The organism is Xylophilus sp. GOD-11R (assembly GCF_033546935.1).
Lineage (GTDB): Bacteria > Pseudomonadota > Gammaproteobacteria > Burkholderiales > Burkholderiaceae_C > Xylophilus.
In genome coordinates this window covers 42,670-58,487 of sequence record NZ_CP137854.1, presented here as the reverse complement: position 1 = coordinate 58,487, position 15,818 = coordinate 42,670, and the positions used below count along the sequence as shown (strand labels likewise).

At 69.7% G+C, this 15,818-nt stretch carries 12 protein-coding genes; 7 read left to right on the top strand and 5 right to left on the bottom strand.

Annotated elements, in window-relative coordinates:
- Positions 1–43: 43 nt before the first annotated feature.
- From recQ to R9X41_RS00250, 3 genes are all read left to right on the top strand, one after another.
- Complete coding sequence (gene recQ, locus R9X41_RS00260; RefSeq protein ID WP_318632915.1) at positions 44–1,927, top strand: DNA helicase RecQ; 1,884 nt, start codon at positions 44–46, stop codon at positions 1,925–1,927.
- A 96-nt stretch (positions 1,928–2,023) separates the two neighbouring features.
- On the top strand, positions 2,024–2,224 hold the full coding sequence (locus tag R9X41_RS00255; protein ID WP_318635323.1) for a hypothetical protein: 201 nt from the start codon (positions 2,024–2,026) through the stop codon (positions 2,222–2,224).
- Positions 2,225–2,528: 304 nt separating this feature from the next.
- Positions 2,529–4,403, top strand: a complete 1,875-nt coding sequence (locus R9X41_RS00250; protein ID WP_318632914.1) for a phosphoenolpyruvate carboxykinase (GTP) — start codon at positions 2,529–2,531, stop codon at positions 4,401–4,403.
- Between the two features lie 176 nt (positions 4,404–4,579).
- Here R9X41_RS00250 and R9X41_RS00245 read toward each other — a convergent pair whose 3' ends face one another.
- Positions 4,580–4,840: a hypothetical protein gene (locus tag R9X41_RS00245; RefSeq protein ID WP_318632913.1), complete on the bottom strand. Its 261-nt coding sequence runs from the start codon at positions 4,838–4,840 to the stop codon at positions 4,580–4,582.
- A gap of 138 nt (positions 4,841–4,978) precedes the next feature.
- Between R9X41_RS00245 and R9X41_RS00240 the strand changes: the two genes are divergently transcribed.
- The 4 genes from R9X41_RS00240 (at position 4,979) to R9X41_RS00225 (ending at position 7,803) form a co-directional block, all read left to right on the top strand.
- Positions 4,979–5,944, top strand: coding sequence for a LysR family transcriptional regulator (locus tag R9X41_RS00240; RefSeq protein ID WP_318632912.1), 966 nt, complete (start codon positions 4,979–4,981; stop codon positions 5,942–5,944).
- On the top strand, positions 5,944–6,768 hold the full coding sequence (locus tag R9X41_RS00235) for a metallophosphoesterase (protein WP_318632911.1): 825 nt from the start codon (positions 5,944–5,946) through the stop codon (positions 6,766–6,768). The genes R9X41_RS00240 and R9X41_RS00235 overlap by 1 nt, the downstream gene beginning before the upstream one ends.
- A gap of 122 nt (positions 6,769–6,890) precedes the next feature.
- Positions 6,891–7,334, top strand: coding sequence for a flavin reductase family protein (locus R9X41_RS00230; RefSeq protein WP_318635111.1), 444 nt, complete (start codon positions 6,891–6,893; stop codon positions 7,332–7,334).
- 28 nt (positions 7,335–7,362) lie between these two features.
- Positions 7,363–7,803 (top strand): acyl-CoA thioesterase, encoded by a 441-nt coding sequence (locus tag R9X41_RS00225; RefSeq protein ID WP_318632910.1) that lies wholly within the window; start codon positions 7,363–7,365, stop codon positions 7,801–7,803.
- Between the two features lie 9 nt (positions 7,804–7,812).
- Here the strand turns inward: R9X41_RS00225 and R9X41_RS00220 are convergent, their stop codons facing one another.
- From R9X41_RS00220 to R9X41_RS00205, 4 genes are all read right to left on the bottom strand, one after another.
- Positions 7,813–8,469: a response regulator transcription factor gene (locus R9X41_RS00220; protein ID WP_318632909.1), complete on the bottom strand. Its 657-nt coding sequence runs from the start codon at positions 8,467–8,469 to the stop codon at positions 7,813–7,815.
- Positions 8,470–8,475: 6 nt separating this feature from the next.
- A complete protein-coding gene (locus tag R9X41_RS00215) occupies positions 8,476–10,563 on the bottom strand; it encodes a two-component system sensor histidine kinase NtrB (RefSeq protein ID WP_318632908.1) in 2,088 nt (695 codons plus the stop codon).
- A 31-nt stretch (positions 10,564–10,594) separates the two neighbouring features.
- Positions 10,595–11,419: a carbon-nitrogen hydrolase family protein gene (locus R9X41_RS00210; protein ID WP_318632907.1), complete on the bottom strand. Its 825-nt coding sequence runs from the start codon at positions 11,417–11,419 to the stop codon at positions 10,595–10,597.
- 100 nt (positions 11,420–11,519) lie between these two features.
- Positions 11,520–15,803: a YhdP family protein gene (locus R9X41_RS00205; RefSeq protein WP_318632906.1), complete on the bottom strand. Its 4,284-nt coding sequence runs from the start codon at positions 15,801–15,803 to the stop codon at positions 11,520–11,522.
- Between the last annotated feature and the right edge of the window lie 15 nt (positions 15,804–15,818).

The window sequence follows — 15,818 nt, the reverse complement described above, 5'->3', positions numbered from 1 at the left end:
GAGCCGGACGGTGGCCCGTCGGTTTCGCGGACAATCGCCGGTCGTGTCTTCCGTCCTCACCGCCCCCGATCCCACCACCGCCGATCCGTTGCAGATCCTGCACGACGTCTTCGGCTACGAGCGCTTCCGCGGCCGGCAGCAGGACATCGTCGAGCACGTCTGCAGCGGCGGCGACGCGCTGGTGCTCATGCCCACCGGCGGCGGCAAGTCGCTCTGCTACCAGATTCCGGCCATCTCCCGCCAGCGCGCCGGCCACGGCGTGAGCATCGTGGTGTCGCCGCTGATCGCGCTGATGCACGACCAGGTCGGTGCGCTGCACGAAGCCGGGGTCGACGCCGAATTCCTGAACTCCACGCTCGACTGGAACCAGACGCTCGACATCGAACGCCGCATGCAGCGCGGCGAGATCACGATGATCTACGTGGCGCCCGAGCGGCTGTCCACCCCGCGCTTTCTCGAACTGCTCGACGGCCTGCGCGATACCGACCGGCTGGCGCTCTTCGCCATCGACGAGGCGCATTGCGTCAGCCAGTGGGGCCATGATTTCCGTCCGGAATACCGCGGTCTGTCGATCCTGCACGAGCGCTATCCCGGCGTGCCGCGCATCGCGCTCACCGCCACCGCCGACGACCTGACCCGCGCCGACATCGTCGAGCGCCTCGAACTGCAGGACGCGCGCCAGTTCGTCAGCAGTTTCGACCGGCCGAACATCCGCTACGCCATCGTCGAGAAGAAAGACCCGACTCAGCAGCTGCTGCGCTTCATCGAGCGCGAGCATCCCGACGAGGCCGGCGTGGTCTATTGCCAGTCGCGCAAGCGGGTGGAGGAACTCGCCCAGTCGCTCTGCGACGCCGGACTGAACGCCCTGCCCTACCACGCGGGCCTGGACGCCGCCGTGCGCCAACGCCACCAGGACCGGTTTCTGCGCGAAGACGGCATCGTGATGTGCGCCACCATCGCCTTCGGCATGGGCATCGACAAACCCGACGTGCGCTTCGTCGCCCACGTCGACATGCCCAAGAACATCGAGGGCTACTACCAGGAAACCGGCCGTGCCGGCCGCGATGGCCAGGCCGCCGACGCCTGGATGGCCTACGGCCTGCAGGACGTCGTCAATCAGCGCCGCATGATCGACGAAAGCCCCGCCGGCGAAGAGTTCAAGCAGGTCATGCGCGGCAAGCTCGACGCCCTGCTGGCGCTGGCCGAAGCCACCGACTGCCGGCGGGTGCGACTGCTCGGCTACTTCGGCGAGCCGAGCCAGCCCTGCGGCAACTGCGACAACTGCCTGAATCCGCCCGACATCTGGGACGGCACCGACGCCGCCCGCAAGCTGCTGTCGACCATCTACTGGATCCGCAAGCAGCAGGGCATCGGCTTCGGCGCCGGCCAGGTCATGGACATCGTGCGCGGCAAGACCAGCGAGAAAGTGGTGCAGCACGGCCACGACAAGCTCTCCACCTTCGGCCTTTGCGCCGACATCTCCGAGGCGCAGCTGCGCGGCGTGCTGCGCCAGTTGATCGCCACCGGTGCCCTGCAGGTGGACGCCGCCGCCTACAACACCCTGGTGCTGACCGACGGGTCGCGCGCGGTGCTCAAGGGCGAGGTGCCGGTGCGCCTGCGACTGTCGCTCAACACCCCGACCGCCCGGGCGCCACGCCGCGAACGCGCGGGCAAGACCGCTCCGGCCGCCGCCGCACTCGACGCCGCCGGACAGACCCGGTTCGCCGCACTCAAATCGTGGCGCGCCGAGGTCGCCCGCGAGCACAACCTGCCGGCCTACGTGATCTTCCACGACGCCACCCTGGCGGCCATCGCCGAACGCGCTCCGAACTCGCTCGACGATTTACAGGGCATCACGGGCATCGGCGGCAAGAAGCTCGAGGCCTACGGCGCCGAAGTGCTGCGGGTGTCGCTGGCTGCCGGCTGACCCGTCCGCGCACGGCGGTGCGCGCAAACCCCGGGCGTCCGGCACGCAGCCCGCCCGTAGAATTCCCGACTGCCCACGCCACCGGACGGACCCGCCATGACCCTGCCTGTCGACGCCTCCACCAACGCACCTGCTCCTGACAACTCGCACGACCCCCGTGCGCACATCGCCGGATCGGCCGACGCGCGACCGCACGACCCGATCGAGGAAGTCGTCCATCTGATGCCGATCGTGCTGCCGATCGCAGGCGCCGTACTGATGTTCCTGCTTGCCTTCATCGCGATCTACATGGCCTGAACACAAACCGTTACGCCGCCGAGGCCTGCAGCCCCGCCGCTCTTGCGAGCGTTCGGGGCTTTTTATCGTCTGTTTTGTAAGCAAGCATTTCGCATAGTTCAATGCGTCTTTTGCATGAAACTCGGTCGAAACCGCGTGCGGGAAAAAGCGCGCGTTCATAGAATCGTCATCCTGGACGGCCGGCGCTGTCGTCCAAGTCGTCTTTCCGAAGCCTGAAATCCGCCCGTTTCGCCCAGAAAGCGAGGCGCTTTCCGCAGGTCGCGGGCTCCGGCAAGACGATTTTTCAACTCTGGAGATTCCCCAAATGAACGCACCCGTGATGCAAGGTATCGACCTGCAGGCCCCGGCCCATGTTCGCAACGCGAAGCTGATCGCCTGGGTGGCCGACATGGTCGCCCTGTGCAAGCCCAAGGACATCCACTGGTGCGACGGCAGCGACGAGGAATACGCCCGGCTCTGCCAGCAGCTGGTCGATGCCGGCACCTTCCAGAAGCTCAACCCTGCCAAGCGGCCCAACAGCTTCCTGGCCCTGTCCGACCCGAGCGACGTCGCCCGTGTCGAAGACCGCACCTACATCTGCTCACATGACAAGGCCGACGCCGGCGCCACCAACAATTGGATGGAACCGTCGGAAATGCGCGCTACGCTGCAGCCGCTTTTCGACGGCTGCATGGCCGGCCGCACCATGTACGTGGTGCCGTTCTCCATGGGTCCGCTCGGCTCGCCCATCGCCCACATCGGCGTCGAACTCTCCGACAGCCCCTACGTCGCCGTCAGCATGCGCACCATGACCCGCATGGGCAAGGGCGTGTACGACGTGCTGGGCGTCGAGGGCGACTTCGTGCCCTGCGTGCACACCGTCGGCGCACCGCTCGCCGAAGGCCAGGCCGACGTGAAGTGGCCCTGCAACAAGACCAAGTACATCGTCCATTACCCCGAGACCCGCGAGATCTGGTCGTACGGCTCCGGCTACGGCGGCAACGCGCTGCTGGGCAAGAAGTGCTTCGCCCTGCGCATCGCCTCCACCATGGGCCGCGACGAAGGCTGGCTGGCCGAACACATGCTGATCCTGGGCGTCACCTCGCCCGAAGGCAAGAAGTACCACGTCGCCGCCGCGTTCCCCTCGGCCTGCGGCAAGACCAACTTCTCGATGCTGGTCCCGCCCCAGGGCTTCGAAGGCTGGAAGGTCACCACCATCGGCGACGACATCGCCTGGATCAAGCCCGGTGCCGACGGCAAGCTCTACGCCATCAACCCGGAAGCCGGCTACTTTGGCGTGGCGCCCGGCACCAACATGCTGACCAACCCGAACTGCATGCGCAGCCTCGACCGTGACGTGGTGTTCACCAACGTCGCGCTCACCGACGACGGCGACGTCTGGTGGGAAGGCATGGAATACGACGCCCCGGGCAAGCAGCTGCCGGCCCACCTGATCGACTGGCAAGGCAAGGACTGGACCCCGGAAATCGCCAAGACCACCGGCGCCAAGGCCGCCCACCCGAATTCGCGCTTCACCGTGCCCGCCACCAACAACCCGGCCCTCGATGCAGCCTGGGACGACCCGGCCGGCGTGGCGATCGACGCCTTCATCTTCGGCGGCCGCCGCTCCACCACCGTGCCGCTGGTGACCGAAGCGCGCGACTGGCTCGAAGGCGTCTACATGGCCGCGACCATGGGCTCGGAAACCACCGCCGCGGCCTTCGGCCAACAAGGCGTGGTGCGACGCGACCCCTTCGCCATGCTGCCCTTCGCCGGCTACAACATGGGCGACTACTTCCAACACTGGATCGCACTCGGCAAGAAGCTCGAAGCCTCCGGCGCGCAAGTGCCCAAGATCTTCCAGACCAACTGGTTCCGCAAAGGTGCCGACGGCAAGTTCGTCTGGCCCGGCTACGGCGAGAACATGCGTGTGCTGGCCTGGATGATCGACCGCCTGGAAGGCCGAGCCGGTGACGGCGTCGACCACATCACCGGCACCAGCCCGGCCTACGAAGACCTGAACTGGACCGGCCTGGACTTCACCAGGGAACACTTCGAAACTGCCAGCCGTTGCGACGCCACCACGTGGAAGGAAGAGCTGGAATTGCACGAAGCCCTGTTCGACCAGATCGGCGAGCGCCTGCCGCAAGCCCTGCGCGACACCAAGGCATCGCTCGAGAAGCGCCTGGCCGAAGCCTGATCGTCCGCATAGCCCCATGAAAATGGCCGCCCACCCGGGCGGCCATTTTTTTGCTCTGCGCATCGGCGGAGCGCCGGAAACAAAAAAGCCGTGGCGGCAGGCCACGGCAATTGGAGAAGAACGCGGTTTCCCACGTCGTCGGGGCCGTCGCTTATCGCGGCCGCCCCGGGGGTAGATCAGTAAAAGGCGACCTTGTTGGGCGCACCTTGCTTCATCGCACGGCTGATGTCGGCCATCACGCGGGCGTCGGCCAGTGCCATTTCCCAGAGCTTGTGGTCTTCCGAAGCGCTGCGGCTTTCGGCGACGAAGGCGGCGATGCGTTGCGACAGCTTGCGCAGGGGCGCGGCGACAGCGGTCTTGACGGTACGGGCGACCTTGGCAGCGCGGTCGGCACCGTCGTGATCGAAGGAAAATTGGTTGTGAACGAATGCGGTCATGGTGAACTCTCCAGTGGTTACCGGACAACTCCGTCCGGCGGGATAGGTGAATACTAGGGGTTTACCCCGGTGCCTCTCAACTTTATTTAGGTGATTCTCGATATTCACCACAGTGATTTTGTTGCGCATAATCCACAGATGGCCCCGCTCAATTTCCGCAGTTTCGACCTCAATCTCCTCCGTGTATTCGACGAAGTGATGGCCGAGCGCAGCCTCACTCGCGCCGCCCACAACCTCAGCCTCACCCAACCCGCGGTCAGCAACGCCCTGCGGCGTTTACGCGACATCCTGGGCGACGAGCTGGTGCGCCGCCAGGGCCAGGGCATGGAGCCCACCCCCCGGGCACTGGCGATATGGCCGGATGTGCGCGAATCGCTGCGGCAACTGCAGCGATCGCTGGCGCCGCAGACCTTCTCACCCGCGACCGCCGAACTCTCCTTCACCCTCGCCATGGCCGACGCCACCGCCACCGTGCTCATGCCGGGGTTGGTCAACATCCTGGAGACCGAGGCACCGGGCATCCAGCTGCGCGCCCTGCCGCTGGCCACGCGCGACCCGCGCAAGCTGCTGGTCGACGAGGCCGCCGACCTGGCGGTGGGCTACTTTCCCGCCGTGCTGGCCGACCTCACCGCCCGCAGCCAGGCGGGCGAAGACCAGACCTTCGCTTACCAGCGGCTGTACCACGGCGAATACGTTTGCGTGATGCGGCACGGGCATCCGTTGTCGCAGCTCTCGGCCAAGGAGTTCACCACCGAGCGCTTCTGCGCGGCGCGCCACATGCTGGTGAGCTTTTCCGGCCGGCCCTACGGCTTCATCGACGAAGCACTGGCGCTGCTCAACCGGCAGCGCCGGGTGACGGTAACCGTCAACCAGTTCTACACCGCCGGCCGGGTGGTGGCGCAGTCGGACCTGCTGACCGTGCTGCCGCGCCACTTCGTCGGCGCCACCGGCCTGGCCGACCGCATCGTCTGGCGGCCGCTGCCTTTCACCGTGCCCACGGTGCACGTCGATGCGCTCTGGCACAAGCGCCAGCACAACTCCGCCGCGCACGAATGGTTGCGCCGGTCCGTGGCGCGCGCGGCCGAACTCGCGGGCCCCATGTGATGCGACTGCAGCTCTTCTCCGATCTGCACCTGGAAGTGCAACCCTGGATCCGCCTGGAACCGGCCCCTGGCGCCGACCTGCTGGTGCTGGCCGGCGACATCGGCTCCGACAAGCCCGGCACCCTGCTGCCGTCGCCGGATTTCGGCCTGACCCGCTTCTCGCCCCTGCCCCAGTACGGCGCCTGGCCGACACCGGTGGTCTTCGTGCCGGGCAACCACGAATACGACGGCCAGGATTTCGACGCCGCCCACGACCGCCTGCGCCGCCTTTGCGACCGGCTCGGCATCGCCTGGCTGGAGCGGCAGTCGCTGGAAATCGGCGGCACGCGCTTGCTCGGCAGCACGCTGTGGACCGATTTCGACGCCCTGGTGCCGGAACGTGCCACGCCGCAACAGGCCGAGCAGGCCCGCACCAAGGCGATGCGCGCCGCCGACTTCTACCTGAGCAAGACCGGCAGCACCCGCCAGGGCCAGCCCTGGCTGGCCGCCGGCCTGCGCGCGCAGGGCCTGGTCTGCCAGCAATGGCTGCGCAGCATGCTGGCGCGGCCCTTCGACGGGCCGACCGTGGTCGTCACGCATTTCGCGCCCAGCCTGGGCAGTGCCGACCCGCGCTACGGACTGGTGCCCGGCACGGCCGGCTTCTGCAACCGGCTCGATGGTCTGCTGGCCGGCGCCGACCTCTGGCTGCACGGCCATCTGCATGCGCCCAGCGACTATGTGGAGCACGGCTGCCGCGTCATCGCCAATCCGCTGGGCTATGCCCACAAGCACGAGCAGGACGCGTTCCGGCCCGACTGGCTGATCGACGTGCCCGTCGCGGGATAATGAAGATTCCGCCCCCAGACCTGCCGCTCCGCGCGGCGCCTCACGTGACTGCACCCGCAACGCCGGTGACCCAGGCCCGCACCCCCGATTTTTCGGCGCCCGAATTCCGCCAGGCGCTCGGCATGTTCGCCACCGGCGTCACCATCGTCACCGCCCGCGCGGCCGACGGCACGCTGGTCGGACTGACGGCCAATTCCTTCAACTCGGTGTCGCTGGCACCGCCGCTGGTGCTGTGGAGCCTGTCGCACGCCTCCAGTGCGATGGCTGCGTTTCTGCAAGGCACGCATTACGCCATTCATGTGCTGGCCGCCGAACAGAAGGCGCTGGCGATGCAGTTCGCCACCCGCGGCGTCGACCGCTGGGCCGGCGTCGAGTTCACCACCGGCGTCAGCGGCGCGCCGCTCATCGCCGGCGCGGCCGCCACCTTCGAATGCTTCAGCCGCAGCCGGCATGTGGAGGGCGACCACACCATCTTCGTCGGCGAGGTCGAGGCCTGCCACCACCGCGCCGACGCGCGCCCCTTGCTCTATCACGGTGGCCGGTTCTATACCGAGCTGCCGATCTGAATTCTCAAAAAGCCCACGGAGCGCCCGCATGTCCAGCATCACCCTGCGATTCCTCGCCGAGCCCAGCACCGTCAATTTCGGCGGCAAGGTGCACGGCGGCACCGTCATGAAATGGATCGACGAGGCGGGCTACGCCTGCGCGACCAGCTGGGCCAAGCGCTACTGCGTGACCGTGTTCCTCGGCAGCATCCGCTTCCATCGGCCGATCATGATCGGCGACCTGGTCGAGGTGGAAGCGCGCATGGCCTTCACCGGCCGCACCAGCATGAACATCTCGGTGGAAGTGCGCAGCGGCGACATGAAGAGCGGCCAGATGGAAAAGACCACCGAATGCCTGATCGTGTTCGTGTCGGTCGACTCCCATGGCCGGCCGATCCCCGCGCCGGCCTTCAACCCCGAGACCCCCGGCGACATCGCCCTGGCCCAGCGCGCCAAGGCCCACCTCGACGCCGCGCGCAGCACCTCCTGAGCCGAGCGCTCAGGCTTCGGCGCTGCGCAGCAGGTTGGCCAGCTCCACGGCCGAGCGCACGTCCATCTTGTCGAACACCCGGGCGCGGTGCACTTCCACCGTGCGCACGCTGATGTCGAGCTGGTCGGCGATGAGCTTGTTGGGCAGTCCCTCGACCACCAGGCGCATCACGTCGCGTTCGCGGTCGGTGAGCTCGGTGAGCTGTTTGTGCACCGCCTGCGCCTCGGCGCGGCGGGCCAGCACCTCGGCCGAATGCTGCAGAGCCCGCTCGATACGGTCGACCAGCGCGTTGTCGGAAAACGGCTTTTCGCAGAAGTCGTAGGCACCGCGCCGTACCGCGTCGACGGCGGTGGGCACGTCGCCGTGGCCGGTCAGAAAGATCACCGGCATGACCGTGTGCAGGCCGCGCGCCACCAGGGTGTCGAACAGCGCCAGCCCGCTCATGCCGGGCATGCGCACGTCGAGCAGCAGGCAGCACGGATGCGAGAGCGCCGAGATGGCCGCGCCGCCGTTGCCGCCGGATTGCGCCAGCATCTGGTCGAAGGCTTCGGCGCTATCGAAGGTGTCGCTCAGGAGGCGGCGCGAGCGCAGCAGCCAGGCCAGCGCATCGCGCACCCCGGCGTCATCGTCGACGATGAAAACAGTCGCATCCAATGCGGAAACCACGATTCGCTATCCTTTTTTGCCCGTCGGCAGGGTGAAGAAGAAGATGGTGCCGGCGCCCGGCTGCGGCCCGTGACCGAGCTGGCCGCCGTGCTGCTCGATGACCGTGCGGCACAGGCTCAGGCCCAGGCCCATGCCTTCGGTTTTGGTGGTGAAGAAGGGCGTGAAGAGCTGGGCCGCGACTTCCGGCGCGATGCCCGGCCCCCGGTCGCAGACGCGGAACTCGATCCATTGTCCGCGCGCGTCGGCCGACGCCAGCCGGGCGCCGATCTCCAGAATGCGCTGCGGTATCGCCACCTGCGCCATGGCCTGCATGCCGTTGCGCGCGAGGTTGAGCAGCACCTGCTCGACCATGGTGCGGTCGCACTGCGTGGGCGGCAGGCCGGCATCCACGCGGATGCGCACCTCCACGCTCAGCTTGCGCGCCTGCAGGCCGATCAGCGGCATGACCGCGTCGATCAGCGCCCGCGCCGCGATGGCCTCGCGCGACTGGTCACGGCGGCGCACGAAGTCGTTGACGCTGCGGATCACCCGCCCGGCGCGTTCGGCCTGCTCGCCGATGCGGTGCATCGCCATGGAGATGTCGCGCAGCGTGCCGGCATCGGGCGCCGGGCCGCGGCTGCCGTCGTGCGCCAGCAGGTTGAGCGAGCCGGTGGCGTAGCTGGAGATGGCCGCCAGCGGCTGGTTGAGTTCGTGGCTGAGCAGCGATGCCATTTCGCCGACCGTCGCCAGCCGCGCGGTGGCCTGCAGCCGCTCGGCGCTGGCGCGCGACAGCTCCTCGCTGCGACGCTGCTCGCTGAGGTCGAGAAACGCGCCCATCCAGCCGGTGTGCAGACCCTGCGCGTTGATCAGCGGTGCCTCGATGATCAGCACCGGGAAGCGCGTGCCGTCGCGCCGCATGAAGGTCGATTCCACGCCCTCCTGCGGCGGCGGCGGTGCGTCGCCGGCCAGCCGGTGGGCCTGGCGGCGGCGGTTCTCGTCGGCCCGCTCGGGCGGCCAGTAGGGCAGATCGCCGTCGTGGCCCAGCAGCTCGTCGGCGTCGAAGCCGACCATCTTGCAGAAGGCCGGATTCACGTAGGTGATGCGGCCCTGCAGGTCGCGGGCGCGCAGGCCGGTGACCAGCGAATCCTCCATCGCCTTGCGAAACGCCAGCGCCTCGGCCAGATCGTGCTCGGCCTGCAGCCGGCGCCGGTTGTCCTTGGACAGCAGCACCAGCACCGACACCAGCGCGATCGACATGAAGGTGACCAGCGCGGTGAGTACGTTGGGAAACACGCTGGGCGCGCCGTGCCAGCTGTCCATGCGCAACACCAACGCGGTGCCGGGCAGGTCGAGCAGCTGGTGCGCCGAGAACAACCGGGTGCCGCGCTTGGATGAGCCGTGGCGCGCGGCCAGCCGGGTGCCGTCGGGCTCGGTGAAAGACACGTCCTGGTGCCGGGTGATCTGCGGGCCGATCAGCTCCGAGAGCACTTCCTGCAGCGCGAAGGTCGCCACCAGGTAGCCGGTGGGCTGCAGCCCGCGCTGAACCGGCACGCAGAGTTCGACCACCTCGAAGCCCAGCCCGTCCTGGCGCCGCATGAAGTAGCTCGGCGAATACATGGGCGTGCCGGTGCGGCGGGCGGTGGCGCAGGTCAGCGACTCTTCGGCATTGCTCAGGCGTTCGTGGTCGCCGGGCATCGGTGGCGCGCGATAGGGCGAGTCGATGCTGGCGAGCAGGCGCAGCGAGCGGTCGCGCGATTCGATGCGCACCAGTTCGCGCCGCTCGCGCAGCAGCTGGCGGGCGGCGTCGTTCCAGGCCTGCGGCGGCGAGGCGATGCCCGGTGTCCACGACGCCGACTGCAGCGCCTGCAGGCTCTGCAGGTCGCGCGCCAGGCCGCTGCGGATGTCGGCGATGGCATCGCCCACGTCGCGCTCGATGCGGCTCTGCACCTGGCTGGCCTCGTAGCGCCCGGCCAGCCAGACCAGCGTGACCAGCATCACCGTGACCAGGCCGATCAGCAGTGGCCAGAGCGACCAGCGCCGCCAGGCGAAGGGCCGCGCCGCTGGAAAGAACACGCCGGGCTGCACCCGGGGCAGCGTGAAGGAGCTGAGCTTCATGGCCGGTCAGGCAAGGCGGTGGCCAGGACGTTCACAGCCGACGGTGCGCCAGGGCCGGCAGCCGCGCGCGGGCAGCCGACAGCTCGGCGATGTCGAGTGCGGCCAGCACCACACCGGCGCCGTCCTGCGCACGCTGCGCCAGCACGCCACCCCAGGGGCCGACCAGCATCGAGTGGCCCCAGGTACGCCGGCCGTTGACATGCTCGCCGCCCTGCGCGGCTGCCGCGACGAAGGCCAGGTTCTCGACCGCACGGGCGCGCAGCAGCAATTCCCAATGGGCCTGGCCGGTCACGTGCGTGAAGGCCGAGGGCACCAGCAGCAGGTCGCAGCCGGCGGCGGCGTAGGCGCGGTAGAGCTCCGGAAACCGCAGGTCGTAGCAGATGGACAGCCCCACGCGCCAGGTGTGGCCGTCGCGCGAAGGCAGATCGAACCAGGCCGGCTCGCCGCCCGGCTGCAGGGTGCGTGCCTCGTCGTAGGTCTTCTGGCCGTCGTCGAAACGGAACAGGTGCATCTTGTCGTAGCGCGCCCGGGCCAGGCCTTGGGGATCGAACACCGGCAGCGTGTTGAAGACATGGCCCTCGTCGCCCGGGATCGCCACCGGGAAGGTGCCGCCGGCGATCCACAGACCCAGCTCGCGTGCGGTGCGCGCGAGAAAGTCCTGGATCTCGCCGCCCTCGCCCCACGTCTCGCGGATCGCCAGCTTGTCGGTGTCGCGCTGAGCGAACAGACAGAAGTATTCGGGCAGCACCGCCAGTTCGGCGCCCGCGGCGGCGGCCTGCTCCAGCAAGGCGCGGGCATCGGCCAGGTTGGCGGACAGCTCGGGGCTGGAAACCATCTGCAGGGCAGCGACTTGCATGGCGAAAACCTCTTCGAAGGGGGGGCGGAATGACGCGCCGGCGCGCGTGCCGCATTGTCGCCGCGCGCGGCCAGGCGACGCGCCGCGCACCGCCGTGCCCCTACCGGGTCTCGGTGCGTTCCTTGCCGCTCAACTTCACGATCTTCGGATCGACCCACCGCCCGCTGATGTCGAACTCCTGCGTGGTCGCGTCGATCAGCGGTCCGCGCAGCAAGGCCTGGGCGAGGAAGGTGCCGAGCCCGATCACCGGATTGACGAAGGTGGCCAGCAGCGAGGCGGTGCCGGCGTTGATCTCGGGCACCACGACGACGCGCAGGTCCTGCGTCTCGCGGCGCAAGTCGGCGCTGCCGTCCATGCGCACGGTGGCGGCGACACCCTTCATTTCGAGCCGGTCGGTGCGGGCGATGCCGTCGTCGATGCGCACGTCGCCGCGCACGTGGTCGAAGGCGAATCCGTCGCTGAACACATCGCGAAAGTCCAGCGTCAGCCGGCGCGGCAGCGACTGCAGCGACAGCACGCCGAGCAGCTTGGCCAGGCCGGGATCGGCCTTGAGGAACTGGCCGCTCGCCACGTCCAGCCGCAGCGTGCCGTCCATGGACCGGTACTCGGGGCTGAAGGGCGAACCCTGCCAGTCGACCTTGCCCTGGAGCTGCCCGGCGCCGCGCGCCACCACGCCCGGCATGCCGAAGCGTGCGAGCAGCGCGCCGCTGTCGCGCAGGTCGAGGCGGAAATCCAGATCGGTGCGCCGCGCCGCACCCGCCGCGCGCCGGCCCCAGCGGCCGGTGGCGGCAAAGCTGGCCTCGGGCATGGTGAGCTGCAGCTTGTCGAGCCGCCATTCGGTGTCGCGGTTCACCGCCTGCACTTCGAGCCGGCCGAGGTGGCGTTCCTTGAGCTGGAAATCGTCGACCACGATGTCGAGCGCCGGCAAGGGCCCACCCGTGGGCGAGGTCGACTCCGGCCCGCTCTGGTCGGTGAGCGACTCCACGTCCTGGGCGGCGGTATCGGGCACCTCCAGCCGCGACAGCCGGGCGAAGAAGCGGGCCGGCTCGGTGCCGGCGGACTGCCGGTATTCGACGAAGCCGCCGACCTCGCGCGCGTCCACGTTGGCTTGCCAGAGATTGCCTTGGTGCGTGCCACCGATCACCACGTCGTGCAGGGTGCGGCCGGCGGCCGTGAGCTCGCCGGCACGCAGGGCCAGGGTGTCGGGCAGGTAGTCGGCCGCTTCCGATCGCTTCGGCGTCGTAGGCGCGGCCGCCGCGCTCCGGCCCTCCGGCCCTTCTTCCCCGACCTGCCGGAGCACCTCGCGCCAGGCGTCCACGTCGAGCACGGCCAGCCGCACGTTGGCGGCAACGCCTTCGTCGGGCAGCGGCCGCTGCGCCCCGGCGTCCGAGCCGACATCCATGCTGCCGGCCATCACGCGCGGCTGCTCGCCGTCGAGCGAGCGCATATACCGCACCGCGACGACGTCGCCGAGCCGCATGGTGAGCTCGTCCCGTGCGGCGGCCGCGTCGCCCGCCGGCAGCAGCCGGGTCTGGAAGCGCAAAGGCAGGCTGGCGTCGGCCGACTTGCCCATCGGCGCCGGCAGGTTCAGCGCCATGCCCTGCAGGCTGCTGGTGACGAGCACTTCCGGATGCCCACGCGATGTGTCGACCGTGGCGGTGTAGCTGGCTTCGCCCTGCGCGGCCTTCGCCAGCCGGGCGGTGGCGCCGAGCTCGGGTGTACCCCGCAGGCCGTCGGCGGTGAGGCTTCCTTCGGCGCGCAGGTCCAGCACATGCGCCATCGCGCCGCTGGCAGTGCTCGTGCCGGGCACCGGTTTGAGCCCGCCTTCCAGCCGCATTTCGCCGCCCAGCATGCGGGCCTGCGTGCCGACCAGGTTGAAGCCCGCCTCGGTGAAGGCCACCGCGCCGGTGGCCTGGGCCAACAGGGGCGTGGCGGGCCGGATGCGCAGATCGTTGCCGGCCAGGGCGAGCCGTCCTCGCACCCGGCTGTTGTGCATGTCGTGGATCGGCAGCGTGAGCCCGAGTTGCAGCTCGGCCGGGCCGGTGGCGCTCACCTCCGACAGCACATGGCCGGTGATGCCGGCCAGCGGCGCCGCATCGACGATGGCGAGCATCTCGGCCAGCGGCCCCCGGGCCCGCGCCTGCACCTCCACCACGGTGTTGGTCAGGTCGGCGATCTTCACGTCGGCGCGCAGCACCTGCACCTCGCCCGGCAACAGCGGCGGCGTGGCGGCGGTGCGCGGCGGCGGCGCGATCGGCCCGCGTGCGCCGGTGGCGCGCATGGAGTCGGGCGATTCGAGCCGGCCCGACGCGCGGCGGATCTCCATGGTGCGGCCCTCGAAGACCAGTTCGCCGTCGAGCTTGACGAGCGCCGGCCAGGGCAGCGCGCCCTCCTGCTCGATCTCCGGCGGCGCATAGGCGTAGGTCACGTCGCGCAGCTTGGCGGCGATATGGAAGCGGCCGAGTTTCGGATCGGCGAACGGCATGTGGCGCAGATCGCCGCGCACCTGGAAGTCCACCGCGGTGGCCACGCCGGCGCTCACTGCGTCGCGTACGTATTCGCGCACCTCGGGGCCGAGCGTGCGCGGCAGGTAGCGATGCACCCGCGTGCCGTCGGCGCGCGAAAGGCTGCCGGAGAGATCGAGCACGCCCGGCATGCGCAGGGCCGGGTCACCGTCGTCGGCGGTGTGCCAGGTGGCACGCAATTGCCCGGCGGCGTCGGCATTGGCGAAAGTCACCTGGGGCGCCTGCACCGCCATGCGGCCGTCGGCGCCGCGCTGCCAGCGCAGATCGGCCTGCAGCGAATCCATCAGTACGACCGTTTCGTCGAACACGCCGGGAAAGTCGAGCGCGCCCGCGTGGATGGCCACGCCGGCCTTGCCGCCGCGCTCGTCGAAGTCGAAATCGACATCCGCGCCGCGCACGCCGGGCAGGCCTATCGGCGGATGTTCATGCTGGTGGCCGTGCGGATCGCGTGCGCGCATCGCGGCTTCCACCGCCGCGGCGGCGGCGAGCCGGCTGCTGTCGGGCGGCCGCGAGGCCAGCGCCAGGCCGGCGACCTGGCCGCGCGCGCGGAAATGCGACGGCTCGCCGTCCTCGTCGGGCGTGTCCCAGGCGGCGTCGATCGAGCGCAGCAGGCCGCGCGGCGCTCGGTCGGCCAGCGTGCGTTGCGCGGCGGCGCCCAGCGGCAGACTGCGCGCCACGCCGGCCAGCGCCGCGAGGTCGAGCTGGTCGCCGGTAATCTCGGTGCGCGCGCTGCGGCCCGCGCCGGCGCGCACATGGCGCAGCGCCACGTTGCCGCCCGGCCAGCGGTAGCCGTCTTCGCGCGAGAAGGCCAGTCCGCGCGTGGCGAGGTCGAAGCCGGCGTCGCTGCGATGGCCGGTCAGCCGGCCCGACAGGCGCTGCAATGCCAGTGCTTCCGGGGCGTCGGCGAATCGCAGGGCGAGGTCGTCCACCGCGACATCGGCCGCCGCGCCGACGATGCCGCCGCCGGCCAGGTCGGCCCACAGCCGCAGCGACCCACGGCCGGCGGCGTCCGCCACGCCGAACAAGGGGCCGGGCGGCGCATCGCCATCGCCGGCGGGCACCGGTTGCCGCAGCAGGTCGCCGGCCTGCCGGTAGAGCCTGGCGACGTCGGCGCCGGGCATGTCGAGATAGAGCGGACCGGACCAGTCGCGCCAGGCGCCCGGTCGCAGCGACAGCAAAGGCTGACCGAAGCGCCCGACCAGGGTGAAGCGGCCGCCGCTGTCGGCCGGCGGCGTGGCTTCGACGCGCAGGTCGTGGCGCCAGGGGCCGTTGCGCAGCACCACCTCGACGGCGCCCAGCGTGAGCGGTGGCACGGCGGTGCGCTCGTCGGTCCAGTGCAGCGTGCCGCCCTTCACCACCACCTCGGCCTGCGAGAAGAGCCAGTCGGCGCCCCGGCTCCCGGGCGATTGGGACGGCTTGAGCGCGATGCCCGCGACGACGAGGCGGCCGTCGGCGTCGCGGCGCAGGTCGAGTTCGGGGTCTTCCAGATAGAGCTGCTCGAACCCCAGGTGCAGCAGCGAGCGCGGCGACAGCGCGGCGACCACCAGCGGCAGCCGCAGCGCGGTGCGGCCGGCGGTGTCGGTCACGGTCACGTCGGCCACGGCGAAGGTCGGCACCAGCCAGCCCGATCGCGCGGTGAGCGAGCCGATGCGAACGGGCGCCCCCAGGATGCGCGTGGCTTCCGCCTCGAGCCGGGGACGGAAATCGGCGATTCGCGGCACAATCCAAAAGTGGACCGCGCACCAGGCGGCTCCCACACACAACCAGGCGGCCAATAACGACCAGAAGATCCCGCTTGCCACGGCAGCAGCTGCCTTCCAGGCCCGCACAGGGTTCTTCTTATCTATCGGTTCGGTCATGTAGGGGGCTAAATG

Bases quoted from the DNA above. Each gene is read 5' to 3' on its own strand.
- R9X41_RS00255 (WP_318635323.1), top strand. From the start codon at position 2,024: ATGACCCTGCCTGTCGACGCCTCCACCAACGCACCTGCTCCTGACAAC.
- R9X41_RS00250 (WP_318632914.1), top strand. From the start codon at position 2,529: ATGAACGCACCCGTGATGCAAGGTATCGACCTGCAGGCCCCGGCCCAT.
- R9X41_RS00245 (WP_318632913.1), bottom strand. From the start codon at position 4,840: ATGACCGCATTCGTTCACAACCAATTTTCCTTCGATCACGACGGTGCC.
- R9X41_RS00240 (WP_318632912.1), top strand. From the start codon at position 4,979: ATGGCCCCGCTCAATTTCCGCAGTTTCGACCTCAATCTCCTCCGTGTA.
- R9X41_RS00235 (WP_318632911.1), top strand. From the start codon at position 5,944: ATGCGACTGCAGCTCTTCTCCGATCTGCACCTGGAAGTGCAACCCTGG.
- R9X41_RS00230 (WP_318635111.1), top strand. From the start codon at position 6,891: ATGTTCGCCACCGGCGTCACCATCGTCACCGCCCGCGCGGCCGACGGC.
- R9X41_RS00225 (WP_318632910.1), top strand. From the start codon at position 7,363: ATGTCCAGCATCACCCTGCGATTCCTCGCCGAGCCCAGCACCGTCAAT.
- R9X41_RS00215 (WP_318632908.1), bottom strand. From the start codon at position 10,563: ATGAAGCTCAGCTCCTTCACGCTGCCCCGGGTGCAGCCCGGCGTGTTC.
- R9X41_RS00210 (WP_318632907.1), bottom strand. From the start codon at position 11,419: ATGCAAGTCGCTGCCCTGCAGATGGTTTCCAGCCCCGAGCTGTCCGCC.
- R9X41_RS00205 (WP_318632906.1), bottom strand. From the start codon at position 15,803: ATGACCGAACCGATAGATAAGAAGAACCCTGTGCGGGCCTGGAAGGCA.